The following is a 26971-nucleotide window of genomic DNA, read 5'->3' as shown; positions in this document are numbered from 1 at the left end:
CGAGAATGGAACTTGTTCCATCGGCGAAGGGCTATTTCCGAAATGGGGGCCAGAGGAGATCAACGGTTGGCCCTGGAGCTCCCATGTCATCGCCCGGCTTGACCAGGCGACCAGTGCATCACACGAAAAGAAAAAGGCGCCCTGCGAGGGCGCCTTGATCAATTTCAGTGTCGCATGCGTCTTGCGCGCATTTCGATGTGCTTTCGGAGGGCAATCCGTCGGCGGTGGTTCGGCGACTTGGAGGTCGAAAGTCTCAGAGACGATACAGAATCTGGTCGGTCCAGAAGCGCTCGAGGCGGTGCAGCGACTTGTTGAGGGTCGCGAATTCCTCGTTGGAGATGCCACCGACCTGCTCGACCGTCTTGACGTGCTTCTGATACAGCGCGTCGACGATGTGGCGGATTTCCTGGCCCTGCGCCGTCAGACGGATGCGAACCGAACGACGATCGACGCGCGAGCGCTGATGATCGAGGAAGCCGAGTTCGACGAGCTTCTTCAGGTTATAGGACACGTTGGAGCCGAGATAGTAACCACGGGTGCGCAGCTCGCCGGCGGTCAATTCCTTGTCGCCGATATTGTAGAGCAGCAGTGCCTGGACCGAATTGATATCAGCGCGGCCGCGGCGATCGAATTCATCCTTGATGACATCGAGCAGGCGGCGATGCAGACGCTCCACCAACGTCAAGGCTTCCAGATAAAGCGGCTGAACCGGCGCCTGGCCCGGAACGAGATCGACGCTTTCCACCGTCGCAACGGTCTTCATCATGACACTACCCCTGTTGTCGTTTTTATCGACTTATTCGACGAAACTTGTGTCCCGTCTGATAGGGCCAACTTAAGGGGGAGCGTTTGAAGAACCGCTTAAATAAGACAATAAAGAGATCATGAATTTGAGACAGTGAATCTGAGATTAAGCCGGTGAAACAAGGGGTTTTCGCAAGGTTTGATTCACGCTGCAGAGCCCATGTTCCAGCTTTGTCCGCCCGATCTGTCGCATAGCGGAACAGCTTGCCTAAAATTCGAAACACTCGCGTAAGGTTCGTAACCGGGGCGTTAGGGTGACCGAAGTCTTACCGCCAACGCCCCGAAAATTAATTCGACAATTTTACGCAACTCCGCGCGTTCGCCCGTCCCAATAAGGCGCGCGCAAAGCCTTGCGATCGATCTTGCCGAGGCCCGTCACGGGGATCTCACTGACGAAATCGATGGTCTTCGGCGACCACGGCGCGCCGCGCTTGTCTTTCACATGCGCCTGAAGTTCCTCCACAGAATTATTCGCGCCGGCTTTCAGCACCACGAAGGCTTTCACCGCCTCGCCCCACTTCGCATCGGGAATTCCGATCACGGCGGCGGACGCCACCGCATGATGCGCCATCAAGGCATCCTCGACTTCACGCGGATAGATGTTGAAGCCGCCGGAGATGATCATGTCCTTGGTGCGGTCGACGATATAGAAGAAGCCGTCGCTGTCCTTCACGGCGACATCGCCGGTGTGCAGCCAACCACCGCGGAACGCCTCTTCGGTGGCCTCCGGCCGTTTCCAGTAGCCATCCATCACAAGCGAGCCGCGCACGCAGATCTCGCCGGGCTCCCCTGTCGCCACTTCGCGCATCTCGGCATCGAACAGTTTGACCTCGACCATCGGATTGGCGCGGCCGCAGGAACCGAGACGACCCGGCTTGCTGTCGTCGTGATCGATCTTGCGCATGGTGGTGATGATCTGCGGCGCTTCGGTCTGACCGTAGAGCTGCACGAACACATTCCCGAAGATGCCAACGCCCTCGCGCAATCGGTCCGGCGACATCGGCGCCGCGCCATAAACGATCATCTGCAATGACGACATGTCGTATTTGGCGCGCAGCTCCGGCGCGTCGATCAGCGCATAGATCAGCGTCGGCACCAGGAAGGTCGCGGTAATCTTTTCCTCATGCACCACGCGGCAATAGGTCTCCGCATCGAAGCCCTGCACCAGCCGCGCGAAGCCGCCGCGCAGCATCACCGGAAACAGCGTGATGCCGGCGGCGTGGCTGATCGGCGTCGCGGCGAGATAGCGGATATCGGCCGGCCAGTCCCAGTCCGCATAGATCGCGAGCGACATCGCCACCAGCACGCGATGCGGCAGCATCACGCCCTTGGAACGACCCGTGGTGCCGCCGGTATAAGCCAGCCAGCAGATATCGCCGGTGCTGCTCTCGTCCACCAGCGGCGCCGGCGTCGCATTGGGCAGTTCGGCCAGCAGATCGCGCGCGCCATCGAGCGCGCCGAAGGACAGCAGATGTTTCAGGCCCGGCACGCGGCTGCGCAGCGCGAGGCCGCGCGCGGCGAACTTGCCAGCCTCCACGATCAGCGCGGAAATCTCGGCGTCCTCGAGAATGAAGGCGTGGTCGTCTTCGGCGGCCATCGGATGCAGCGGCGTGTAGCGCAGGCCCATCACGGCGGCGGCTGATATCGCGGCCCAGCTTTCGGCGCGATTGCCGGACAGGATGGACAGCGCATCGCCTTTCTTCAGGCCAAGGCTGCGGAACAGGCTGATGAAACGGGCGACCACGTCGCCGAATTCGCGGTAGCTCCAGCGGACATGGCCGTCCGCGAGCGCGGGCTGGTCGCCATAGCGGGCGATGGCGCTGACGATAAGGCTGCCGGCGGTGCCGCCGGAATAAAGCTGGTTCAACATAACCTCCCTGAATGCAGGGCCTTCTGCGAGGCCTCTGCTTGACGTCCTGAGCCTATGGCGGCCGTTCGCGCGCCGCCATCCATGCCAGCGCAAGGTAGCCTGCGAGAAACGCAGCCTGGACGCCGACGATCAGGAGATTGCCGCCATAGATGGTCGGAAACATCAGCTCGATGACCGCCATGGACACCACGGTCGTCAGCCAGACGACGGCGCCCCATGGCGTCGCGAGCCAGAGGCCGACGGCGCTGACCAGTTCGATGACGGCGAAATAGACCGTGGCGGTCTGCCAGCCCATGGTCTGGACCTCGAAGGCGTCATCCTCGGTGCCGACAAAGCCGGTGACCTGCGCCCAGTGATAAAGGCCCTGCATCATCGAGACGACGGCCATCACGCGCAGGAACAGGACCAGGCGCCGGGTCCAGATGTTCTCGTCAGATTCGATGCGTCCGGACGAGATCGCCGCAACCGACATGGCATGGTCCCGCGACGTGGGGTCTCTCGACCCGAGGTCGCGCGGCATCTGCTCAGACATGCGAATGCGATCTCGCGGATGGGAACTGGACGTTTGGGCGATGGTTTGAGCGATTCATGGGGGCTTTTTGTGAGCCTTTGGGCCTGCAAAATCAATGACCCAGCCCGTCACGTCGCGCGCGCATGACGTGCATGATCGCGGTGACGCCGGGACATCGAGGTGCTAGACTTAGAACAGGTCGAATTTAAGGGGCTTTCGACCTCACGAAGGCCCGCGGGAGAGACGGTATTATGGCTATCAAGTTCGGGCGCCCCATCGAATTGCGCGATCATGCCCCCCGCCCGGCCACTTATGATGCCCCCTCCCTCGGCCTGACCACCCGCCCCCGCCGTAACCGCAAGTCCGAATGGGCCCGCCGGCTGGTCCGCGAGAACGTGCTGACCACGGACGATCTGATCTGGCCGCTGTTCGTGATCGACGGCGACAACCAGCGCGCCCCGATCGCCTCGATGCCCGGCGTGGAGCGCCTCAGCGTCGATCAGGCGGTGCGCGATGCCGAGCGCGCCATGAAGCTGGACATCCCCTGCATCGCGCTGTTCCCCTATACCGATCCGTCGCTCCGCGACGAGATGGGCACCGAGGCCTGCAACGCCAACAATCTGGTTTGCCAGTCCGTCCGCGCCATCAAGAAGGAATTCCCCGATCTCGGCGTGCTTTGCGACGTGGCACTCGATCCGTTCACCAGCCACGGCCATGACGGGTTGATCCAGAACGGCAAGATCCTCAACGACGAGACCGTCGCCGTATTGGTCCAGCAGGCGCTGGTCCAGGCCGAAGCCGGCTGCGATATCATTGCGCCATCGGACATGATGGACGGCCGTGTCGGCGCGATCCGCGAGGCGCTGGATGAAGCCGGATTCCTGGACGTGCAGATCATGGCCTATGCCGCGAAATATGCCTCGGCCTTCTACGGCCCGTTCCGCGACGCCATCGGCTCGGCCAAGACGCTGACCGGCGACAAGCGCACCTATCAGATGGACAGCGCCAATTCCGACGAGGCGCTGCGCGAGGTCGAACTCGATCTGGCCGAAGGTGCCGACATGGTCATGGTCAAGCCCGGCATGCCCTATCTGGATATTGTGCGCCGCGTGAAGGACACGTTCGCGGTTCCGACCTTCGCCTATCAGGTGTCCGGCGAATACGCGATGATCATGGCCGCCGCGAATAACGGCTGGATCGACGGCGACCGCGCCATCATGGAAAGCCTGCTCGGCTTCAAGCGCGCCGGCGCCGATGGCGTGCTGACCTATTTCGCGCCGCACGCCGCGGAACGCATCAAGGCATTGCGCTGAGCGCATCCGCGCTCAAGCCTCGCCTGATTTACGTCATGGACAGTCTGTAACGATTCCGCGCACTTGTTGCGCGGTCTGGTGATATCCATGTGATGGACCGTGAGGATGCAAACGGAGGGATGCGTCATGTCTGATACCGGCCCGAATGCTGGCGGCCCCAACAACGGAAGCTGGCAAGGCGACACCTGGCGCAGTGCCGGTACCCCGCCCCGCGCCCATGCCTTCGATCCCTATGCGCAGGCGGATTTGTTCCGCGGCGTGCTGATGCGCCGCGTTGTCGCCTTCCTGATCGATCTCGTGGTGCTGTCGATTCCGATCGTGCTGGCCTGGGTTTTCATTCTTCTATTCGGCGTAGTCACCCTTGGCCTCGGCTGGGCGCTGTTCTGGCTGATCTCACCGGCGACGGTGATCTGGCCGGTCGTCTATTACGGCATGTCGCTGGGCGGGCCGCATTCGGCCACCGTTGGCATGCGGATGATGGATCTGCAGATGCGCACCTTCTCAGGCACGCCCGGCTACTTCGTACTCGGCGCCGCACACGCGGTCTTGTTCTGGGCCTCGGTATCGCTGCTTACGCCGCTGGTGCTGGTCGTCGGCCTGCTCAACGGCCGCCGCCAGTTGCTGCACGACCTCGTGCTGGGAACCGTGGTGGTGAATAACTCCGTGGTCCGCGCCGCTTACGCCCAGCCGCCCGGCCGTGCCTACTAACAGCCGCGAAGGACGCCAACTTGGCCGGGCAAAGCGATTGACCGTTTGCCCGGCCGGCGCGATGCTACGCCAAACTGCTTCGGAGACCGACGGCAACCCGTGACCCAGCACTCCCGCGACACTCCGCAATTCTACCTCACGGCGCCGTCGCCCTGCCCCTACCTGCCGGGCCGGCACGAACGGAAAGTTTTCACCCATCTGGTCGGCGACAAGGCCGGCGATCTCAACGACCTGCTCACCCATGGCGGCTTCCGGCGCAGCCAGTCGATCGCCTATCGCCCGGCCTGCGACCAGTGCCGCGCCTGCGTCTCCGTCCGGGTCATAGCCAATGAGTTCAAGCCGTCGCGCAACTTCCGCAAGATCCAGGCACGCAATGCCGACGTGATCGGCGAGCAGCGCAGCGCGGTGCCGACCTCCGAACAGTATTCGGTGTTCCGCGCCTATCTCGACCAGCGCCATCGCCATGGCGGCATGGCCGACATGACCGTGCTCGATTACGCGATGATGGTGGAGGACAGCCACGTCGAAACCCGCATCATCGAATATCGCCGCCGCGGCCCCGATACAGGGATCACCGGCCGCGGCGAGGACCTGCTCGCAGTCGCGCTGACCGACGTGCTGAGCGATGGGCTGTCGATGGTGTATTCGTTCTTCAAACCTGGTGAGGAAAGCCGTTCGCTCGGCACCTTCATGATCCTCGACCACATCGCCCGCGCCAGGCGGCTCGGCCTGCCTTACGTCTATCTTGGCTACTGGATCGAAGGCTCCAAGAAGATGGACTACAAGGGCCGCTATCTGCCACAGCAGCGGCTGGCGCCATCAGGATGGCTGCGCGTGGACGCGACCGGCGAGACCATGCCCGAGCCGCAGGATTAGCTGGCCCGGCTGACGATCCGCCTTCGGCATCATCCGCCGCCGTCCTGGATTTCAGGTCTTCAGCCGAAAAAGGTGTCGTAAAGCAGCTTGCAGTTGAGGATCACGATGATGCCGGCGATGATCCATGCCGCCGTGGCGACCGACCGCGAAATTACGAAGTCACCCATCTTTCGCCGATCCGAGACAAACCGCACTAGCGGGATGATCGCAAATGGCAACTGCATCGACAGGATGACCTGACTGAAGACGAGGAGTTGTCCGGTGCCGCGTTCGCCATAGAGCGCGGTGACGACCACGACCGGGACAATGGCGATGCCGCGAGTCAGCAGCCGGCGCGCCCAGTTAGGCAGACGCAGCCGGAGAAAGCCCTCCATCACGATCTGGCCGGCCAGCGTTGCCGTCACCGTCGAGTTGAGACCGGATGCCAGCAGTGCGATCGCAAAAAGCGTCGATGCGATGCCGAGACCTAGCAACGGCGACAACAACTCGTAAGCCTGACCGATCTCGGCCACATCGGCATGACCGCTGGTATGGAAGGACGCCGCCGCGACGATGAGGATCGCCGCATTGATGAACAGCGCGAGCATCAGCGCGATGGTGCTGTCCGTCGTCGCCCACTTGATCGCGTCGCGGCGGCCCTCATCGGTGCGCGGATAGGCACGGGTCTGCACGATCGACGAATGCAGATAGAGGTTATGCGGCATCACGGTCGCTCCGATGATGCCGATCGCAATGTAAAGCATTTCGGGATTGGTCACGATCGCGGTGGACGGCAGGAAGCCGCTCAGCACTGCAGCCACGGGCGGAGCCGCGGCAACAATCTGAACCGTGAAACAGACTGCGATGACGATGAGCAGCGCGATCACGAAGGCTTCGAGAAAACGGAAACCCTTGTTCATCAGCAACAGCAGCAAAAAGGCATCCAGCGCGGTGATGAGCGCGCCCCCGATCAGCGGAATGCCGAACAGCAGTTGTAGCGCAATCGCAGTGCCGATCACTTCCGCCAGATCGCAGGCGATGATCGCCGTCTCACAGGCCAGCCACAGCATAATGTTGACCGGGCGGGAAAAGCTGTCGCGGCAGGCCTGCGCCAGATCGCGGTCGGTGACGATGCCCAGACGCGCGGCCAGCGCCTGCAGCAGGATCGCCATCACGTTCGACAGCAGGATCACCGAGAGCAGCGTGTAGCCGAACTTCGAGCCACCCGCGAGATCGGTCGCCCAGTTGCCGGGGTCCATGTAGCCGACCGAGACCATGTAACCCGGTCCGGCGAACGCCAGCAGCCGCCGAAACCAGTGGCCACCGATCGGAACCGGGATCGACGAATTGACCTCCGAAAGGCTCCGCCGGAAATCCCCGCCAAGGCCGGAGCGCCAGCCGGCCGCGTCTGAAACGCTGCCGGGGATTGGAGACGTTGACGAATCGGTCGAGGTTTTCGGCGAAAGTGCATCCATCAGAGCTGCATAGAGCAATCCCTCCCTTGTTGCAACTCATTTGCAACTGCATCTAGTCGGTTGGTGGGCGCTGCCTGTTGCCGCGCGCTGGAAAGGCTCCCTATTAATGTCCCTACGCCCCTTAAAAAGCCGAATCCGGCGCGTTAAGCGTGTTCCCCGACTGATTGGGCTTATGAGAAGCTCGAAATCGATGCCCTTCATCCGCAGAAGGCTCTTCTCGTCACGAGTCGAAGACGCATCCTCCGACAGAGACCGTAAGCGATCGATTTCACCGACCGGTAGTCACCGTCCCCATTTAGCGGTGACAGCAATCTTCCGACCTGCCGGTTTGTGCGGACTCGATGATTGCTGCCGAAGCGTCGGCCTTTCTCACCGATGACGTCGTCAGCTATCTCTGGACCTGTGACACATGCGGCTATGGCTTCGTGACCATACGGACGGCGACGGCCGAGAAGCGCCGTTTTGTGACGAACGGGAAGATCGTCCATTTTGAAGGTCTTTTTGACCGTGTTGGAACGTCTCCGATGACCATCGCGTCAGTCCTACAAAAACCCAGCTGAAAATAGCGAGCTTCTCGAGAGTTCGATCACTTGCTGCGGCTCAAAGTTACGGTCTCGGCCAGAATGGCTGACGCACGATCCACTTGTCCAGTTTGGCGACGGACGCACGCTGTTGCTTTTCGCAGAGCGCGCGCATTTGGAAATCCATCAGCCATTCGTGTTGGGCCTAGTGTTGAGGCCTAACTAGTGCATCCATCCTGCATGTTTCTGTGTCCAGAAATCCGCTACCCAACTGTCCATCGACATTCTGGGCCAGTCAGGAATCTATCGCACCTATTTCAATTTCATCGCCAAGGGGCACGACGGGAAGATCCCTGCAATGCGCATCGGGTTAGCCAAGGGGCCGATCCAGTTCGAGGGTGTGCTATACTTTACCTAGCGCGCGTACTCATAAATCGCGCGTTTCTGTGAGAGCTTGAGGCATGTCCGCTATCCATCGTGTTGCAGACTTAAACCGGACATCGCCTCAGGTCCGAAAAGTGCCAGAGGCGGACCTTTGAAAGCCGCCGGTTGATCATAGTATCTTAACCCAAAACACCCGGACGCTAGTCTTTAGCAATTCCATCAACCCCGACGTGTGGTAATGTTAACAGGTCGGCTGGACGGTTCGTTAGATTCGGAATTCGTGATTTGCGCAAGTTTCTGCTCGTCGTCGCCGGCCTCTCCCTTGCCTGTGCAGCGGTCGTGGCTCTGTTGCAGTCTTTTCACAAGCCCATGTCCCAAACCTATGTGCAGGATCGTGGATACTTTTATCGCTTCAGGGCGGACTTCGAGGTCAAGGCGACCGGCGAGAAAATCGCTTTTGATTACGTAGCGGCGTGCAACATCCGTCTGACGAGGTGGCGGGCTGGAGGTTTGTCCAACGACACCACTCTGAGCCCGCGTGCAATGGTGCAGGCTACGCGTGACGGGCAAGCCGTTCTGCTGCAGACCGTAGATGGCTGCCACGGCCTGACTTCCGAGAACGGAGATGTGCCGCCAGATCTTCTTCCCCTCGCGGTCTGGTTTGAGGACGTCTCTGATCTTTCGGCGGGGTTGGGCTATGCGAGCGAGGATGCCTATGACAGCCCCATCGCCAAGCTTGCGTTTCACGGCGCGCGCATCGACCGTGCGACCCGCTACGAATGGGAGGAATGGCGCAAGAAGTCAGCCGAACAATATACGGAGCGGGGCGTGTTACCCGGCCCGTGGGGCTACGACTTCCCAAATTCCGATCCGCCTGGGCTTGGCCAATATGTACGAAGTTGCGAGGGTTACAGACGGCTTCAATTGCCTGATGATCTTCGTGCCAAATTGCGCGATCTTTGGCCCGAGGGCCGTCCTCGATATTGGACCATGCCGAGCGAAGCGGAGCGACAAAGCTTAGGAAATATCATTTTGCTTTTGACCCGGCGATTTGAACCAGGGGATGGCCGAGGTGGGCTACCGATCAGGAGCGGGCAAATCATCAGCCGCTCGGGCCTGCGCCTCGCCAGTCGACCACCAACGGAAATTTATCCACTCTTGTGGCCACCCCTCACATCCAGCCTGCCGATGACCAAGACCAACGAGAAAAGCAAATACGTACAAAGACTAGATTATCGGGATGGAGCGATGAACGGATTTGTCGCCTGTCAACGGTATTGGGAAGCTATCGTGTTTGATGGTGGCGGCGATAAACCTACCAGACGCCAAGTCTTCGAGGTCGATGGAATTGTCACCAAGGAATTTAGCGGCAAGCCGCCCGGCCTAGAGCGACCCGCATTTGTCGCTGAACGCGATGAAGCAGTGTTCCAGTACTATTCCAGTGTTTTTTAGAGTTTTTGCGGCCTTTTGCAGAATGTCCACATTGGGTCATTCGCGTCGCTCTTGGTATGTCTGCGGCATGCCCGCTATCCGCCCCATTTCCGCAAAGAAGAGGCACCGAATTCAATCTTTTTATGAATTCAGCGCCCCTTGATGCATGTGATTTCGCTGTTTTTCCGATTCCACACTTAAGCTAGGGGCTGGGGTCGTCGCCGAGGCGGCTTTTGCGCTTTTTATGAAGATCCAAACGTTGGATCGGTGAAGTCAGACGGTTGGAACGGTCCCGCCATCAATGACAAACTCGGCGCCGTGGATTGCGGCGGCGCGATCCGAGGCCAAATAGGCGATGAGATCGGCGACTTCGTGTGGGTCGGCTGGACGGCCGATCGGAATCCCGCCCAGGCTGTCGAGGACGACTTGCCGCGCGTCTTCGATCGTGCCGCCGTTTGCGGCCTGTAGACGCTTCAACAGGTCCATTGACGACTCCGTCATGATCCAGCCGGGCGAGACCACATTGACCCTCACCCCCTTAGGCCCGACTTCCTTCGACACGGACTTGCTGTAGGTCTTGAGTGCGGCCTTGGCCGCCGCGTAGGCGGTCGTTGCCTCTGGAAGAGGAAGCACCGACTGGATGGAGGTCACATGGACCACGGCGCCGCCGCCGCGCTCGATCATCTGCGGGATCAGGAGGCGATCCAGGCGAACGGTCGCCAGCAGATTCAGATTGAGTTCAGCCAACCAATGGTCATCCGTCAGGGCAACGAAGCCGCCACCTGGCGTAGACGATCCACCGATGACGTGAGCCAGGATATCGATCCCGCCAAAGCGCTCGAGCGCTGCCTTGGCGAGCGCATCGCCGCCCTGAGCCGTTGTCAGGTCCGCCTGGACAAATTCAACCCCGTCGATGGGCTCCGGTGCTCCGCGCGCGGCGGTGATCACCCGGGCGCCCCCGGCAAGAAACCGATCAACGGTGGCGCGGCCTGCACCCTTTGTCCCGCCGCTGACGAGCACGCGTTTTCCGGCAAATTCGTTCGGATCAGCTTTGATGCTCATGCCGTGATCCCCAAACTCGTAATTGCGTCGTCTTCGAGGGTGAAACGATACGTGAAGCGGATCGGGCTGCCCTTAAAGTCACCGTGGGCAGGTCCTTCGACCACCACTTGACCGTCCTCATGGCGAAGGGTGTCGGGTGTAAACACCGCCTTCGCGCCGATCACCTCGTCCTTGAACAAGGTCTGCAAGTCATCGCGGCCCTCGTGCCTGTGTCCGTTGTCCAGAATGACCGCGTCGGCCGCGAAAGGATTCATCATGCCCTTCAGGTCGAGGCGCGCGTTCGCTTCGACGAAGTCGGCGATGGGTTTGGGTAGGATTAGTGCCACGTGAGGTCCTTTCTTGGCATCGTTGCGCATTGCCTTGCTGCGCCTCCAAACGACCGCTGCCTTCCTCGTATTGGACAGGACATGTCGCGGTGAGCCCGATGAATGAGAATTAGCACTCGACGATTGATGCAGTAAGTGGGACAACTTGGGATGAGGAATTGCATGGAACGGGATAATGGAGCGGGCTGGACTTAACGATCTGGGGGCCGTGATTGCGATTGCTCGTCGAGGAAGCTTTCGGGCTGCAGCGATCGACCTTGGCATGTCCACCACCGCCCTCAGCCACGCGATCGGTAAACTGGAAGAACGGCTTGGAGTACGTCTCTTCAATCGAACAACGCGCAGTGTTTCCGTCACAGACGCTGGCCGATTGTTTGTCGAACAGGTCGGCCCGGCGTTGCTCAATCTCCATGGCGCGTTGGACGTCGTGCGGTCGCAACGCGAGACGCCGTCTGGAACGATCAGGATCAATGCCGCGCCCTTCGCCGCTCGCGAGATTATATCGCCGTTGGTGATCGAATTTCTCCGCCGCTATCCGGACATGCATGTGGATCTGGTCACGGAAGGACGGTTGGTCGATGTGGTTGCTGACGGCTTCGACCTGGGCGTCCGCGTCGCGCATCTTGTGCCCACCGACATGATCACGGTGTCGCTGGGACGCCCGCAGCGCTATGCCGTCGTCGCGTCAAGCGACTACGTGAAAAGACATGGCAGGCCGCGCGTGCCGCCCGATCTTTTGCATCACAAGTGCATTCGAGTCCGTCTACCAGACGGAGCCTTGTTTCGCTGGCGGTTCGAGAAGGATGGAGAGTCCATACAGATCGATGCGCCTGGTCACCTTACGCTGGATGAGGTCAACCTGTCCCGGATCGCTGTCGCGGAGAGTGTCGGTATCGGTTATTTCATGGAGCAGAGCGTCATGGCAGATGTCGAAGCAAAACGCTTCGTGCGTCTGCTGGAGGATTGGACGCCTTCTTTTTCCGGGCTTTGTTTGTACTATCCTGGACGCCGCAATCCGTCGGCGGGGTTGAAGGCATTTCTTGCATTGGCGCGTGAGATGGCGAGTTTGGCGGTCGCCAATAGCAAATGATGCTTTCGACGTCCGCTTTGCCCCTATAGCGACCGAGTTTATTCGACGGCACGAATACCGATCACATCCTGGTGCAAGCGGAAGAACCGAAAGGGCTTCCAACCGTCAATTATCAGGATCGAGCGCAGATCGATCGCTTCCAGAAACTTGGCTACGATACTTTCGCCCCTCTGATGTGCGATTCGCTTCTTCACAGCGAGAGCGATGCCCCCCTGACCTGCGTAAAATGATGGAGGTGTCGGACGACCAAATTGCTTGCATAAACGGCGTTGGACGGTTGATGGACCCTGAATTCTGGCCAGTCTCGTTCTATGGCCTCAAGTACAAAAGCAATGGCGCCGAAGGCTACCGTTCACCCCGGGGAAACACACCCAACAAGCAGAATACTTTTCTGGGATGGTACCACACGCACGCTTCTTTTGCTGACCGCGCCTACCAGCTTAGTCCGGCGGACATGGAAAAGGTTCACTCCTGGTGATCGAGATGTAGGTGCCTGAAGAGAAATTCCGCCATCAGGGTTTCAAGATCGGTCCGGCTCCCGTCCTTGCGTTCCACTTGGGAGGACCGCGGGTAAAAGTGGGTGGCTCCTGTGATGCGAACCACTTCGTGCGCCAGTCCGACTTTCTCAAAATACCGAGTTCGCGGCTCTAGGTCTTCCAACGATCCTGGCAAATCGTTTTCGCCAAATATCATCAAAACAGCGGGGCACTTTGCATCAAGTACGCATGCTTGCGCCGATTGGAGGGACATTCGCCCCGATAGGGCGACCACCGCCGCGACGGGCGACAATTCGGCAAACGCGGAATTGATGGCGGCTGTCGCCCCCGCCGAGAAGCCACCTACTGCAATCCGCTGCGGATCAATCATCAGATCGTGGCAACGACTGCGAACGAACGATACGGCCGCCGTGACATCATCGGTCGCGGCTTCCACCGCTTCAATCATCATCTGCGGTGTGCAAGGTTGCAAAGCGAGAAGATTCCTTACGAAGTTGGCCCGATCCACGTTGATCGTAGTGCCGGCAATCCAGGTCGGCGTGGCGCCTGGATCGGGCGCTTCGGGCATCAAACGGTAGTCGATGGAAAAACACACGTAGCCGCGCCGGGCGAACTGCCGACAGTATTCGGAGATCGCCGTATTCCTGTGGGGCGGTTCACCGACCACGTCGTCTTTTCTGGTCCCACGCTGGAAAGCGCCGCCGAATGCCAGGATAAGTGCTGGACGTGGCACCGCCGGTCGCTCGTCGGGCTCGTAGACATCGAGCAGAAGCGGCCTGAATCGCGTTGCTCCCTTCGCCGGAGTCCAGTCGATGGCCCCCGCGCCGAACTTCACACCCTCGGTCACGCGGACATCGAAGACCTTTTCGGCATACCGGGTGTGGCGAATACTGGCAGCATCTTCCGATTTCATCGCTGGCTGGCTCCAGGTTTTTTGCTATGCGTGACTATACGCGCTGATCTTCGGGAATCACGACGCCATCGACGACCATCGGCACGCCGTCCAAGAAGGTCGAACATCCCATCAGTGGAATGTCGAGATGCAACGGTGCGCGGCGGGAGCCTCCGCCCGACAGATTGGGCCCAGTCGAAAACAGGAAATTTCCGTAAAAGCCGCGACCATCCTGTCCTTCGACGTCCTGTTTATTGTAGTAGCTGAGCGCGTCCCAGCGGCAATTTCTACTCAAGCCCCAACCGAGATGCGAAACAGCAAAAACTTCGGGATTGTTATAAGACTCCAGGGTGGCCTTCAGAAGCTTAGCATCGACGCCGCCTTCGATCGCTTTGATGTAGCCGTCCTCGATCAACAGCTTGATCGGCGAGCGGACATATTCCTTCTGCGGGAAGAGAATGTCGCCCTCATCGATCACGACTTGCCCCTGCGCCGACCCGTCGTTGCTATATGTCGTGACAAACGCACCCGGCCACTGATCCCAATGGCCAGGATCGTCGGCAAATCCATATTGGCTGTTGCCCTTCAATTCGCCCAGAGCGACCTCGAAGTCGGTGCCGGCCGCCGACGTTACCCGCATTTTGCGCGCAGCCTTGATGCATTTCTGCGCACTATCGACGCGCGCCTTGTCGCTCTGCTGGGGCAACATGCGTTCGAGAATTTCCGGCGGCTCGAGAACCGTGAGTGTGCGCACACCGTCCTGGCCGAGCTGGCGAATGAGCGGATCATGCGCATGCGACAGATCGATGAGAAGATCGGCCGACCGCAGCGCCGGAATCGCCGATTTGGGTAGCCTGTTGGGGTTCTCGACTTCGAGATAGGCCGGCTCGCCACCGAGCTCGCGCGCAACCTGAACCGCAATCGACTTGTACTGGTTTCGCCCCGCCTGTGCGCCGAGCACGATGACATTCTCGCCTTCGCGCAAACGGCTGAGCGACAACACATGGCGCCATGCGGCATGGTGACTAGCTGTAAACATGATGGTCTCCTCGGTTTCTGGATGACGACGCGTGATTACCTGGGCATCAGATGATCGAGAGTTCGGAAGTCCGGAAGCTTCGTATCGATCGGTTTGCCGTTCCTTATGACAAGCCGATCGGACTGACGCCGGGCCAGAAGTTCGCTAAAGCTGCGCCCGCGAAAAATCTGGAAGTCGGCATTCATGCCCGGCCGAAATGTGCCGGATCGGGTGACGCCGATGAGTGATGATGGCGTCGTGGTTACCGCCGGTGCCCACTCGCCCATCATGCTGTCGAGATGGCCGATCTTGACGCCGCCTGCATAGACCTCCAGCAGGTCCAGGTCGCCAAACGGATGATAGGGATCTCGGCAATTATCGCTCGCCAGAGCTACATTGACTCCGGCCGCCCTGAGTTCGCGCAACAAAGTCACGCCGCGCCATATCGGCGTTGCGTTAATCTTCCGCCCCTGGAGGTTCTGGTTCACAAGCGGCAGGCTGACGATATTAAGATTGGCCGCGCGCACCAGCCTGATAGTGCGTTCCGCGAGTTCGTCGCTCAACACTGACAGACTGCAGCAATGGCCACAGACGACCTGACCGCGGAAATTCGAGCGAAGCACGGCCTCTGCGATCTGCGCAAGAGTGGCCGATGCGGGCGAACCGTTTTCGTCAACATGCAGGTCGACGTCGAGGCCACGCGACGTCGCGAGAGCAAAGAGGCGATCCAGCCGCTGATCGAGAATGGCAGGGTCTTCCTGCTCGCTGAGCCGAAAGGTGATGCCGCCAAGCCTACCTTCCGCCTCGGCGATCAAATCGATAAGCGCGGCGTTTTCCGGAGCGTCGTAAAGATCGGTACTAACCAGCGCGGCCGCCTGCAACTTGATGCGATCCGACCATTTGTCTCGCAACCGGCGAAATACCCCGAAGCTTATTTCTGCCTGCCCAGGAACGAAACAATCGACATGCGTCCGGATCGCTGTCGTCCCATGAGCGTAGGCGCACTGTAGCGAGAAATCGAACCGCGCCTCGACATCCTCCGCGTTCCAGTGCGCGACTGTATCGGCTCGCGTGGTGGCGCGGGCGACATCCAGCGTGCCTTCTCTATTGCTCGCGCGGGGCCAGATTTGGCCCTTGTCCAGATGCGTATGCAGATCTGCAAAAGGTGGCCAGGCTTGGCCGCCGTCCGCATCGAAAGCCGGGAGTTGCGGTGCCGCACCAGGCGGTTCGATGGCCGCGATTTTGCCGCCGTCGATGATGAGATCCACAAGCCTAAGCCGCGAAGCCGCCGGCTCTCCGGCGAACTCCGTGGCCAGAAGCGATTGCGGTACATTGACGTTGGCGACGTGGACCTTGTCACTGTCGGGCCAGTGGTTACTCATCATGATCGATTTTCCATCTCTCAGAGCCGCCCCAATGCCTTCAGCATGCGGGCTGGCGTCATCGGCAATTCAGTGATCTTGGCGCCCAGCGGGCGTATCGCGTCGTTGACGGCGTTGAAGACGGCGCCGACCGCACCCGTGGTCCCGGCTTCGCCGGCGCCTTTGGCGCCAAGTGCGGTGTGCGGCCACGGTGTCTCGACATGTTCGACCACGATATCGGGCAGGTCTGCGGCCGCTGGCACGAGATAGTCGGCGAAGGTGCCATTGGTGAGTTGCCCCTCTTCGGAATAGACCAGCTCTTCGTACAGCGCCTGTCCGATGCCCTGGGCGATACCGCCACGCACCTGCTCGCTCACCAGCAGCGGATTCACCACGGTGCCGAAATCATCCACCGCCCAGTGGCGCAGCAGGCGGACGAAGCCGGTGCGCGTATCGACCTCGACCAGCGAGGCCTGGATGCCATTGGTCGGCACCAGAGCGGGCCAGTCATGCCCGAGATGCATCGACAAAGACAGATTGACCTGCGGCCCGGCCGGCAACAGTTGCGCCTTGAAATAAACGGTCTCAGCTAAGTCGGCGAGGCTGATGCTCGGCGTGCCACCTTCTAAAGGCGCGATCACGCCATCGCGCATGTCCAGCGCCTCGGGTTGCATCTGCAACAGGGCGGCCGCGGCCCTCAGCACGACCTCGCGCAACTGCCGCGACGCCTGTAGCGCCAGTTCGCCGCCGACTGGCGTGCCGCGCGAGGCGCGCACGCCGGAGCCATAAGGCGTCGCTTGGCTGTCACCGGAGATGACGCGGACCCGGTCCGCCTCGACGCCGAGGGCATCCGTCACGATCTGCCCGATCACCGCATGTGTGCCCTGCCCCTGATCGGTCACCGTGATTGCGCACCGCACCGCGCCGGACGGATCGATCGCGAGCGTGATGCCGTCCTGCCCTGTGGCTTTGCGCAGATGCGCGGCAGATGCGGTTGCCGTTGCCGTCCGCTCGACGAATGTCGCGAAACCTATGCCCCGGAAGATGCCCTGTGCACGGAGGGATTCGTGCTCTGCGCGTAGCGCGGGCAAGTCGATCAGTTCTAGCAGCCGCGCCATGCACTTCTGGTGCGACAGCGCTTCCAGGTCTACGCCGCTGCGGGTGCGGATCGGATATGAGTCGTCGGATACATAATTGCGAATTCGCAGTTCGGTGGGCTCGATCCCCAGCTGCGCCGCTGCCTTGTCGATCAGATATTCGCCGATCGCTACGGCGATCGGATGACCGACACCGCGATACTGGCCGACCATGGTCTTGTTTTGGAACACCACATCCAGCCTTCCGTGCGCATACGGAATGCGATACGGCACGAGAGCCAATCGCAGCGCCTCGTCGCCCTCCTGCACGCTGGAGCCCGGATGCGTGGAGAACGGCCCGACCGCCAAGCGCGACGTTGCCTCCCAGCCGAGAAGGCGGCCTTCGGCGTCAAGCGCGAGACGTGCCGTCAGCATCTGCTCGCGCGCATGAATGTCGGAGACGAAAGATTCGATGCGATCGGCGATGAACTTCACAGGCCGCCCCACGAGCCGCGAAATCGCCACCGTTGCGATCTCGTCGGCATAGAGATGGATCTTGACGCCAAAGGACCCGCCCACATGCGGGCACACCACGCGAATGCGCCCCTCGTCGAAGCCGAGGTGCATCGCATAGAGCGACCGCAATTGATGCGGCGCGGTATGGCTTTGATGGATGGTCAGGCTGTCGTCGCCCGGTAGGTAGTTGGCGATGACGCCGCGCGTCTCCATCGAGCAGCCGGTGAGCCGATGAAAGCTGAATGCCTCCTCGACCACCACCGCAGCCGTCCTGAAGGGATCGTCGTTCGGCTCGTCGCCGATCTGTGCCGTGTAGGCGATATTGCCGGCTAGGTCCGAATGGGCGCGTGCGGCATCGTCGGCAAGCGCGTCGCCGAGACTGACGGCGCCAGCCTGCGCCTCCCAGTCGACCTCGATCAGCTCGATAGCGTCTTCCGCAAGCGCGCGCGACTCGGCCAGGACGGCGACCACGGGCTGCCCGACATACAGCACTTCGGAGCTCGCCAGTGCCGTCTGGGTACGCAGCAGAAAGCCTGGATAGGTCTGAGATGTCTCCCAGCCGCGGCAGACCGGTGCCAGATCTGCCGCTGTGTAGACACCGGTGACGCCTTCGGCCGCAGCCGCGGCCTCGGTCCGGATCGACGCAATGCCGGCCTTGGCATGAGGGGAGCGCAGGAACGCAACATGCAGCACCTTGCCGACTTGCACGTCATCGAGATAGCAGCCGCGCCCCTCAACGAACACCTTCGCCTCGGCCCGCGGCCGTGAGCTGCCAATGGCTCGATGCACCGTCATGTCTTCGCCCGTTCCGTGCAGGCTTCGATCGCATCGACGATGGCTTCATAGCCAGTACAACGACACAAGTTTCCAGAGATGGCTTCGCGAATCTCTGGCCGCGACATGTCCGGACAGCGCGCAAGCGCCTCGGCGGAGGTCAGGATCATGCCGGGCGTACAGAAACCGCATTGCAAGGCGTTGCGCGCCACGAAAGCCGCCTGCAAATCCGCGACCCGGCCGCACAGGGTCGCGCCCTCGATAGTCTCCACGACCCGGCCCTCAAGCTGGATGGCGAACAGCAGGCAACCACGACTGACGGCGCCATCGACAACGATGGTGCAGGCGCCACAGACTCCATGCTCGCAGCCAATATGGGTCCCGGTCAGGCCAAGGTCCTGGCGAATGAATTCGGCCGCGCTCTGGCGCGGCGACACCGCACGGCGAACCGGGCGGCCATTGATGATCAAGTTGACGATGGAGATGCTTTCCATCACATCACCTGACCGGTGAAATAGCCGGAGAACTCGCCCCGGCACCGCTGGACCAACTCTGCCGTAAGGACGCGGCGAAATCGGACGTTCTCGGTTTCGGACCCATCATCGGGCAGATCATGCGCGATCGCGTGTTCGACATCGCTGCCGCCCAACATGAGCGGACCATGATCATCAAATAGACGTTTCACCGACGGTAGTACGACCGGCCGGTCGCTGATGCCAAACGCCACCCAGTCGGTGATCCAAGCGTCGCCCACACAGCGCGCGCGCGCCACGACCCCGGAGAGAGCGTAGTCGCCCTGGCGCCGCGACAATTCATGAAAGGCGAACAAAGCGTCGGGCACCGCCGCCGGGATGTGTACGGCCAGCAATAATTCATCCGGCTCCACGGCGGTCGTGAACGGCCCGTGGAAGAAGTCCGCTGCTGCTATCTCGCGTATGCCACGTATCGATCCGACTTCCATGACGGCGCCGAGCAGAAGGCTGCAGGCTGGGAATTCCGCAGCGGGATCGGCATGACAGCAACTGCCTCCAAATGTGCCGCGGTTGCGAACCGCCATATGCGCGACATGCTCGACGGCCTTGGCGAGCAACGGCGCATGACGCGCAATCAGTTCGCTCGCTTCAATTTCGCAATGACGCACAAGCGCACCGATCCGCAGCATGTCGCCGTTCAGGCTCACACCACGCAGCTCGTCGATTGCACCGATATCGAGCAGCAGCAGCGGCGACACCAGGCGCAGGTTCATCATAGGCACCAAACTCTGGCCGCCGGCCACGACCTTAGCGCCTTCGCCATATTCGGACAGCAAGGCGTAAGCCTCTACGAGTGACGCCACACGCTGATAATCGAAAGGCCTCGGTTTCACGAGTTATGCTCCCTCGGCCACAAGCGGGGTGGCGCCGAGCGGTGCGCGGATCGCTGCGCAACGGATGGTGCGCTCACGCAGCCATTGATTCCCACCGAACAGTTTCAAGGCTGCACGACGGAACGCGGGCGGCGTCCGAGCGAGCTGACCATAGTAGCGTGACACGGTTTGCACCCATTCGACAAAACGACGTTCATCGCTTTCCCATTTCGCGAGTGCCGCAGGTACGTCATCGTGCTTGGACAACGCATCAGCGAGCGACAGCGATGACGTCATGGCAATGCCACCGCCTTGGCCGAGGAATGGCGGCTGAGCACTGGCAGCATCGCCGATGAGAGCAACCCGTCCCTTTGTCCAGCTCTTTAGGCGCACAGTCTCAAACCAGTCGCCTTTGCCGTCAGTTGGAATCCGCTCCATGATCCATTCAAGATGCGGAAACGTCTTGATCCAAGACGCGCGATCGAAAGGATTGCCCGCGGCGGGATCGCCGCGCACCGACGTCAGTTGGATATAGACCTGCTCTCGCGTACTCGGCGCATAAAGCAAGCGGCGAGTCCCGTTCCAGTGCTCGCAAATCCTGCTGCGCGCGTCGTCGTCGACCTCCCCGGCCTCGCGCCGGATCATTATGCGATAGCCGTATTGCCCTGCTGGTTTGCGCCACTGCAGCATGTCTAGGCTGTCGCGTACCCGCGAATTGATGCCGTCGGCACCAATCACCAGGTCGGCTTTCACCGAACATCCATTGGCGAATTTGAGCACGCCGGCGGGCTCTGCACCAACTGCCGGCATGCCGAAGCTGATCTCGCCGCCGGCCTCGATTATTGCATCTTGCAGCGAGGTGAGCAGTGCCTTGCGCAGCGGCAGATAGAGACGCCCGCTCGACGCCGTATTCTCGATGCCGAACAATTCGCCACCGGCATCCCGACGCTCGCGGGTTCTGACATGCACGGCATCGGCCACCACCCGGTCGAACACACCAAGTGTTTCCAGCACGCGCAGGCCGTTTTCCCAAATATAGATCGAAGCACCCAGAATTCGGATGGAATCGCTCTGCTCGTAAATATGGACCTTCCATCCCTTACGCAGCAGCGCGAGACCTGCGGCAAGCCCGCCAATACCGGCACCCGCGATTGCAACACTGCCCGTCGTCATCAACAATCCTGCCCGATCATCCGTCTGCGGAAACAACAGCAACGGCGGCCGCCCGTACAGTTCGCAACCGTTGCACTACCCTCGCGAAGCCCCGTGCTACGCCACATGGTGCATGAGCCTTTGCAGAACGTTCTTCTGCGTCTCGAACTGTGCGGGGTCCTCATAAATACGCGGACGCGCCAGATGCCCGAGCACGATCTCCTCGCAGACATGGCTCCCCGGCCCGCGCTTCATGATCAGGATGCGGTCAGACAGATAGACCGCCTCGAGCGAGTTATGGGTAACGAACAGAACCGTCCGTCGATCGGCTTCCCACAGGCTCAACAATTCCTGCCGCATCCGCCGTGCAGTCAATTCGTCGAGGGCACTGAAGGGCTCATCCATCAGAAGGACTTCCGGCTCGATAGAGAAGGCCCGGGCGATCGCCGCGCGCTGCTGCATGCCACCAGACAGCTGCAACGGATAGAAATCGGCAAAGCCTTTCAACCCGACGAGGTTGATCCATTTGTCGGCGCGATCACCCCATTCACTCCTGGCAAAGCCGGCCGCATCGAGCGCGAATTCCACATTGCTGCGCACCGTCCGCCACGGCAGCAGCCGCGGCTCCTGGAACAAATAAGCGACACGCGCCTTGTTGGCGCGAACGCCGTTATGTTCGATCGCTACGGCGCCGGAGAAATCGCTGTCTAGGCCGCTCAACGCATTGAGTAAGGTTGACTTGCCGCAGCCGGACGGGCCTAGGATGGTGACGAACTCGCCAGACTCTACCTTCAGGCTAACATTTTCGAGAGCGCGCCAGGCAGCGCCGCTGCCATGAGCATGGAAATCCTTGCAGAGTTTCTCGATTCTGATCGAAGCGGAAGCCATCTATGCGATCCTCGTTGCAGGGCGCCAGCGGAACAGCCGCTTTTCAATTGTCCCGAGAATGGCGACCTCGATCAGCAGCATCACTGCGACGAAGAACACCGTGTATTCGAGCACACGGCCGAGATCGAACAGCTGATAGTAATATTCAATCTGGTAACCGATGCCATTGCTGCGCCCAAGTAGCTCGACGAACAGCACCATCTTCCAGATCAGGCCGAGACCGAAACGCGCCGATGCCATCAGCGGCGCAGCCAGTTGCGGCAGGATGATGCGGGTCACAATCTTCGACATCGGCTGCTTGAACACCCGCGCCATCTGGATCAGCTTATTGTCGACCGCCTTGGCGCTTTCCCAGATATTGATCGTCAGCACCCAGACTACCGCGAGCGCAGCGGCTATCACGGCCGCAAGCTCATTCAGACCGATCGCGGTGTAGGCCAGGATGATGAACACCAGGCTGGGCGTCATAAGCCCGATCACGACCCAGGACCCGAACAACTGCTGCGCAGTCTTGGAGAAGCCGAGCAAAATGCCGAACGGCACCGCGACAGCCATGGCGAGTGCGAAACCAAGCACGATTCGCGTCAGCGTGACGAACAGATGCGACCACATGGCCCATGTCTGAAGGTCAGCGATAAGATAGCCGAGCACGACATGCGGCGGCGGAAATATCGGCTTTGCCGGCGTCAGTGCGGCGACATACCAGAGCAGCAGGAGCAAGCCGATCGAGATCAGCTTGATCCATCCACCTTCGGATCCCAACCACTTCATCGGGACTATTTCGACACTGTGGTGTTAAAGATACCGTCCGGGAGCCTGTCGATGCCTGTGGCTTCCTTGCCGCCGGCGGCATAAAGAGCATCAAACAGCACCTTAGTCTCACTCATCGGATCAGCGGAGAACTTATCCATGGTCACCTCGCGGCTCCAATCTACCATCAATTTAATTACCGCCGGATCGGTCACGCCTTGCGTAGCAAGCAGCTCGACCCAAATGCCGTCATCCTTTCTGAGATGTTCGACGGCCTCCTGATAGGCGATCGCGAAAGCCTTCACGTTCTTCGGATTGGATTTGATGTAGGAATCGCGAAACGCCACAGATGTGAGCATCGTGTCCTTTGCCATACCCATCCGCTGCAACAGGTCGCGGCTGTTGAACAGGATCCGATAGTCTCCCGTTGCAGCCATCGGCATTGCCAGATTATAGAAGATGAAGGACGCCTCGATCTGCTTCTGATCCAGCAGCCCGCGCAACAGGCCGGGGCCGGCCTCCTGAATTGTGCTTTCGGTCTTCGGATTGTAGCCGGCCTTTGCATTCGCCACGGCGAGATACAGAACCCATTCCGGCGCAAAGCGGTTATACGTGCCCACCTTTCTGCCTTTCAGCCCTGCGATGTCCTTTGCCGGAGAATCCTTCGGGACCACCCAGACGTTGGGCATTTCAAGAAATGGAACGACCGCAGACATATCCTCGCCGGCAGAACGGGCGCGGGCAATCTCAAGCCAGTTCATCAGCCCACCCTCGGTCGCACCGGAGCGGAAGGCGGTCATGACGGCGCCGCCGGGCTGAATCGGAATGTTTTCGAGTTCGAAACCGTGCTTCTTGTCGAGACCGAGTTTCGCGATCACGCGAAAGGGATAGTCGTTGCCGCTCGGGAACGACAGTACGCGCACCTTGCCGCCCTCTCCCTGAAAAGGCGCCTGCGCCCACAACGGTGTCTGCACCACATGAGTCGCGAGCAACGCTGCGGAGAGAGCAAGGTTTCGAATGGTTCGCTTCAACATGGCTGGCCCCTCAATTCGTTTCCCTCGACACAGGTCTGCGAGCGGCCGGAAATACCGGCTGCAAGGCGTCGTGTGCGATCATGGGGGCATCTAATGATGGAGAGCGAAAGGCCGGTAGGTTCGCTACCGTGGGCGCGGGTAGACTACGGCACGCGCCTAAAAACGCAGCGAAGTACGGCCAGACGATGAGCAGAGCGCCTATCCGGCAAGCAGCTGCTGCACAGGAATTGCTAGATGCTGACGCCCGCTTTCTGCAAGCCATCCTTCAGATCATCCGACAACGAGTCGAACGCAGACAGTGATCGAAAATACCGGTCAGACAGATCGGTAAAGCTGGGACAGATGCGATGCACCTCCGCCGCCGCGAGCTGCGCCTCCTCAATCCGGCCGAGCTGGCCGAGCGCCGCGGCTCGCAGAAGCGACGGCGTGAAATGCTCGGTGGCGTGGTATTTCTTGATCTCGAACAGCGCGCGCGCATAGTCCCGCTGTCGATAGAAGTTGAGGAAGGTGGCACGAAACGCCCACCCGGGCGGATGCGAAATCATTTCCAGCGCACTGGAAATCATCCTGGTCCCGTCCTCCCAGTCACCGGCGAGCGCTCGCCAGAAGCCGGCGCTCAGCTGCGTGCTCGGCGCATGGGGATTGTCCTCCATGATCCGACGACAGATTTCCAGCGTGCCGTCGACATCGCGATGATAGATTCCGAGCGTGGCCGCGGCCACATGCCCGAAGGCGCATTTGCGATCGAGCTCGAACGAATGCTGCGCATAGCGATCGACAAGGCTCAGCCAGTCCGGATCGTTATCGAACCCGACCACATTGCCGGTAAACACCGTGTGGGCCAGAGCCGCCCACAGCATCGCATGATAGGGAGCCGCCTGGATGCCGAATTCGAGATCGGCCCGCGCCCGGCGATAGACGCGTTCATTGGTGACGCGCGCGAGATAGCGATGGCGCTGGATGGCGGTCTGTAGCTTCCACGGCCCGTCATCTTGCTCGGCCGATTGCAGGCTCAGCAATCGGGCGATCACACCATGATAGTCGGCGATGTCGGCGGCCACGCGGCGTGCGACCCTGTCCTGGGCCTCGATTAGCGCGTCCGACCTGGCGTCGAAGTCGAAGGACTCCGTCCAGATGATCGTTTCGGCTTCCACATCGTGCAGCCGGATCGTCACCCGCACCTTGGCGCCACCTTGGCGTGCGCTGCTGGTGATAACGAAGCGTGCGCTATATTCGGCGCCCAGTGCGTAGGGGCTGGCGGCCGCCGCGCCGATGCTCAGCGCATCGTATGGCACCACGGAAACATCGGCATAGCGTGTCAGCTCTACGGTCAATTGCTCGAACAGTCCGACCGAGATCGGCCGGGAGTCCTCGCCATCCATGGCGCTGGCGGACGTCGCCACCAGCAGTCGGCGCGGATCGAGTTCGGGCCTGGCCTGCGCGATCGGAACGGTAACGGAAGCAGGCTCCACCCATGCGAAGGACGGAATGTAGCCGCCTTTCGGAACGAGGATGCGGATCAGATCCGCGGCGCCTTCGGCGAGATAGTAATTGTCCAGCGCCTTGCGGAGCTTGCCGGCCTCCAGCCGCACCACGGGATCGAGTTCGGGATCAAACGAGGCATCGCGCCCGAGCGCTTCGGTGGCGATATTGTACTGTTTCAGCCTCTTGCCGTTTCCCGCCAGTGTTTCCTCGACGATGTAAGCGAGAAAATGCCTTGCCTTAACTAGTCCGGCGAAGGTGGAGGAGCCGAGAATGCTGCTGAGCTCCTCTCGCACTGCATCCGCGTCAATGATGTTGTCATGGGCATTTGGCAGATCGAAGTCATGTTCCGCACCATGCAGCTTCGCCGCCTGTGATGGCGCATCGAATGATGAGAATGATGGAGCATAAGACCGCATTCTGCTTGGATCCCTCGAAAGCTCTGTACGGTACTCTACCGAGTCAGTGACACCGTTTCAAACTTGTGCGGCTGTTGTGCTCCCACATAATGAGCAAAAGAAGAGCATTTATTCGCTGCATTTTGCTCAGTTGCCAGCGATTTCGGCTCTCAGAGGCGGGCAAATAGCCTGAATTGTCGTCGGCTGCGTTGATGCCACCGACATGAGGATATCTTGTCGACTGACAACTAACCGAGAGCGAGACGGAAAGATGCGCATTGCAGTGATGGGGGCGGGGGCGATCGGCCTGCTTTATGGCGGCTGGCTCCAGCAGGCGGGCGCTGACGTGACGTTCCTCGCACGCGGCAAACGTCTGGCCCTTCTGCGCAATTCCGCGATCACTGCCGAAGGGCAACTGCCCTTCACGCTCGATCGCGCCCAGGTCGCGGCGGCGCCGAACGACATCGCGCCGGTCGATGCGATCCTGCTCTGCGTCAAGCTCTACGACGTGCGCTCAGCCGCGACCCTAGCCCTTCCCGCCCTGAAACCCGGCGGCACGCTTATCGCCATCCAGAACGGCGTCAACGTCTATGATACGCTGAAATCGCTCCTGCCGAGCGAACGGATCGCCGTCGGTCCTGTCTATTCGGTGGCTAAACTGACCCATCCGACAACGGTCTTCAATGGCGGACTGGCGCGCGTGGTGATTGGCAATCCGGAATGCGACGTGAGCCCTGCTGCGCAGGCGGTCGTCGATACTTGGCAGAGGGCAGGCGTCGATGCGTCCATCTCCGACGATATCGCCACCACACTCTGGATGAAATTCGTCGGCGTCGCCACCGGCTCTGCGCTGCATTGCCTTACACGATTGCCGGCCGGAATCCTTTATCACGACGAGACCCTGAAGACCTATGTTCGTCAGTCGATCGACGAGGTCATGGCCGTCGGCCGCGCCGTCGGCGTCACGTTTCCAGACAACATGGCGGACAGCCTGCTCGCTTATCTCGCCAGCTTTCCGCCGGACGGCGTGGCATCGATGCGCCTCGACCTCGATGCCGGCAGTAAACTCGAGCTCGATGCCCTGAGCGGAGAAGTGATACGCCTTGGACGGCACCATGGCGTGCCTACACCGTTGCACGACATGGCCTTCGCTATGCTGACCCCTTTTCGCGACGGGCCACTCAAACTAACCCGACCAGCCTAACGTCGATCTTCGTTACAGCCTAGTAAGACAACATGATTCTCGATATGCGCATCTACACAATGCATCCCGGCTGCCTGGTGGCGTCTGTATCACGAATTCGGGTAGGAGTTGCAACTCAAGCATCTCGATCAATCTCTTGGATTCTACACTGCCACTGAGGGACCGTTGATCCAGGTAGTCTATCTAGGCCTACGATACTCGCATCGATCGGGAGGAGCGACACGGCGCTCTGAC

24 protein-coding genes are annotated in these 26971 nt (G+C 60.6%); 7 read left to right on the top strand and 17 right to left on the bottom strand.

The genetic code is table 11. The features are described 5' to 3' along the window. Positions 1-253: 253 nt before the first annotated feature. From ldtR to AB8A38_RS02640, 3 genes are all read right to left on the bottom strand, one after another. Positions 254-766: a transcriptional regulator LdtR gene (ldtR, locus tag AB8A38_RS02650; protein WP_068732529.1), complete on the bottom strand. Its 513-nt coding sequence runs from the start codon at positions 764-766 to the stop codon at positions 254-256. 339 nt (positions 767-1105) lie between these two features. Then, a complete protein-coding gene (locus AB8A38_RS02645; RefSeq protein ID WP_439084878.1) occupies positions 1106-2674 on the bottom strand; it encodes an AMP-binding protein in 1569 nt (522 codons plus the stop codon). Between the two features lie 52 nt (positions 2675-2726). Next, complete coding sequence (locus AB8A38_RS02640; RefSeq protein ID WP_089263845.1) at positions 2727-3206, bottom strand: DUF6163 family protein; 480 nt, start codon at positions 3204-3206, stop codon at positions 2727-2729. 230 nt (positions 3207-3436) lie between these two features. Between AB8A38_RS02640 and hemB the strand changes: the two genes are divergently transcribed. From hemB to AB8A38_RS02625, 3 genes are all read left to right on the top strand, one after another. Beyond that, positions 3437-4498, top strand: a complete 1062-nt coding sequence (gene hemB / locus AB8A38_RS02635) for a porphobilinogen synthase (protein WP_315842586.1) — start codon at positions 3437-3439, stop codon at positions 4496-4498. A 126-nt stretch (positions 4499-4624) separates the two neighbouring features. After that, complete coding sequence (locus AB8A38_RS02630) at positions 4625-5206, top strand: RDD family protein (protein ID WP_439084877.1); 582 nt, start codon at positions 4625-4627, stop codon at positions 5204-5206. A gap of 99 nt (positions 5207-5305) precedes the next feature. Continuing rightward, positions 5306-6082 (top strand): arginyltransferase, encoded by a 777-nt coding sequence (locus AB8A38_RS02625; RefSeq protein ID WP_439084876.1) that lies wholly within the window; start codon positions 5306-5308, stop codon positions 6080-6082. A gap of 59 nt (positions 6083-6141) precedes the next feature. Here AB8A38_RS02625 and AB8A38_RS02620 read toward each other — a convergent pair whose 3' ends face one another. Continuing rightward, positions 6142-7536, bottom strand: a complete 1395-nt coding sequence (locus AB8A38_RS02620; RefSeq protein WP_439084875.1) for an Nramp family divalent metal transporter — start codon at positions 7534-7536, stop codon at positions 6142-6144. 341 nt (positions 7537-7877) lie between these two features. Between AB8A38_RS02620 and AB8A38_RS02615 the strand changes: the two genes are divergently transcribed. Both AB8A38_RS02615 and AB8A38_RS02610 read left to right on the top strand, forming a co-directional pair. Further along, positions 7878-8096, top strand: coding sequence for a hypothetical protein (locus AB8A38_RS02615; RefSeq protein WP_439084874.1), 219 nt, complete (start codon positions 7878-7880; stop codon positions 8094-8096). Between the two features lie 630 nt (positions 8097-8726). Then, positions 8727-9893: a hypothetical protein gene (locus tag AB8A38_RS02610; protein WP_439084873.1), complete on the top strand. Its 1167-nt coding sequence runs from the start codon at positions 8727-8729 to the stop codon at positions 9891-9893. Positions 9894-10145: 252 nt separating this feature from the next. Here the strand turns inward: AB8A38_RS02610 and AB8A38_RS02605 are convergent, their stop codons facing one another. Both AB8A38_RS02605 and AB8A38_RS02600 read right to left on the bottom strand, forming a co-directional pair. Then, complete coding sequence (locus AB8A38_RS02605; RefSeq protein ID WP_439084872.1) at positions 10146-10934, bottom strand: SDR family oxidoreductase; 789 nt, start codon at positions 10932-10934, stop codon at positions 10146-10148. Further along, positions 10931-11290, bottom strand: a complete 360-nt coding sequence (locus AB8A38_RS02600; protein WP_439084871.1) for a nuclear transport factor 2 family protein — start codon at positions 11288-11290, stop codon at positions 10931-10933. Before AB8A38_RS02600 ends, AB8A38_RS02605 begins: the two co-directional genes overlap by 4 nt. A 145-nt stretch (positions 11291-11435) precedes the next feature. Here AB8A38_RS02600 and AB8A38_RS02595 point away from each other — a divergent pair, with 145 nt between their 5' ends. After that, positions 11436-12350, top strand: a complete 915-nt coding sequence (locus tag AB8A38_RS02595) for a LysR family transcriptional regulator (protein WP_439084870.1) — start codon at positions 11436-11438, stop codon at positions 12348-12350. Positions 12351-12815: 465 nt separating this feature from the next. Here AB8A38_RS02595 and AB8A38_RS02590 read toward each other — a convergent pair whose 3' ends face one another. The 11 genes from AB8A38_RS02590 to AB8A38_RS02540 all read right to left on the bottom strand — a co-directional run bounded on the left by AB8A38_RS02590 (position 12816) and on the right by AB8A38_RS02540 (position 25554). Next, entirely contained in the window at positions 12816-13760 is a 945-nt protein-coding gene (locus AB8A38_RS02590) for an alpha/beta hydrolase (RefSeq protein WP_439084869.1), read from the bottom strand. Positions 13761-13794: 34 nt separating this feature from the next. Beyond that, positions 13795-14778 carry a 2,5-dihydroxypyridine 5,6-dioxygenase gene (locus tag AB8A38_RS02585; protein ID WP_439084868.1) on the bottom strand — a complete coding sequence of 328 codons (984 nt, stop codon included), beginning with the start codon at positions 14776-14778 and terminating at the stop codon, positions 13795-13797. Between the two features lie 35 nt (positions 14779-14813). Continuing rightward, positions 14814-16142 carry a cytosine deaminase gene (locus AB8A38_RS02580; RefSeq protein WP_439084867.1) on the bottom strand — a complete coding sequence of 443 codons (1329 nt, stop codon included), beginning with the start codon at positions 16140-16142 and terminating at the stop codon, positions 14814-14816. A gap of 17 nt (positions 16143-16159) precedes the next feature. Further along, positions 16160-18505 carry a xanthine dehydrogenase family protein molybdopterin-binding subunit gene (locus AB8A38_RS02575; protein WP_439084866.1) on the bottom strand — a complete coding sequence of 782 codons (2346 nt, stop codon included), beginning with the start codon at positions 18503-18505 and terminating at the stop codon, positions 16160-16162. Continuing rightward, entirely contained in the window at positions 18502-18978 is a 477-nt protein-coding gene (locus tag AB8A38_RS02570; RefSeq protein ID WP_439084865.1) for a (2Fe-2S)-binding protein, read from the bottom strand. Before AB8A38_RS02570 ends, AB8A38_RS02575 begins: the two co-directional genes overlap by 4 nt. Next, the gene (locus AB8A38_RS02565; protein WP_439084864.1) at positions 18978-19850 is read right to left on the bottom strand and encodes an FAD binding domain-containing protein; all 873 of its coding nucleotides are present in this window, start codon (positions 19848-19850) and stop codon (positions 18978-18980) included. The genes AB8A38_RS02570 and AB8A38_RS02565 overlap by 1 nt, the downstream gene beginning before the upstream one ends. Before the next feature lie 3 nt (positions 19851-19853). Then, positions 19854-21044 (bottom strand): FAD-dependent oxidoreductase, encoded by a 1191-nt coding sequence (locus AB8A38_RS02560; protein WP_439084863.1) that lies wholly within the window; start codon positions 21042-21044, stop codon positions 19854-19856. 54 nt (positions 21045-21098) lie between these two features. Beyond that, positions 21099-21869 (bottom strand): ABC transporter ATP-binding protein, encoded by a 771-nt coding sequence (locus AB8A38_RS02555; RefSeq protein WP_439084862.1) that lies wholly within the window; start codon positions 21867-21869, stop codon positions 21099-21101. Then, the gene (locus AB8A38_RS02550) at positions 21870-22640 is read right to left on the bottom strand and encodes an ABC transporter permease (RefSeq protein WP_439084861.1); all 771 of its coding nucleotides are present in this window, start codon (positions 22638-22640) and stop codon (positions 21870-21872) included. 5 nt (positions 22641-22645) lie between these two features. After that, entirely contained in the window at positions 22646-23581 is a 936-nt protein-coding gene (locus AB8A38_RS02545; protein ID WP_439084860.1) for an ABC transporter substrate-binding protein, read from the bottom strand. A 302-nt stretch (positions 23582-23883) separates the two neighbouring features. After that, a complete protein-coding gene (locus AB8A38_RS02540) occupies positions 23884-25554 on the bottom strand; it encodes a hypothetical protein (protein WP_439084859.1) in 1671 nt (556 codons plus the stop codon). 250 nt (positions 25555-25804) lie between these two features. Here AB8A38_RS02540 and AB8A38_RS02535 point away from each other — a divergent pair, with 250 nt between their 5' ends. Then, positions 25805-26737: a ketopantoate reductase family protein gene (locus AB8A38_RS02535; protein WP_439084858.1), complete on the top strand. Its 933-nt coding sequence runs from the start codon at positions 25805-25807 to the stop codon at positions 26735-26737. Positions 26738-26971 lie beyond the last annotated feature (234 nt).

It is taken from the genome of Tardiphaga sp. 839_C3_N1_4 (genome assembly GCF_051811045.1).
Classification (GTDB): Bacteria; Pseudomonadota; Alphaproteobacteria; order Rhizobiales; family Xanthobacteraceae; genus Tardiphaga.
This window is presented reverse-complemented; position numbering and strand designations above follow the sequence as displayed.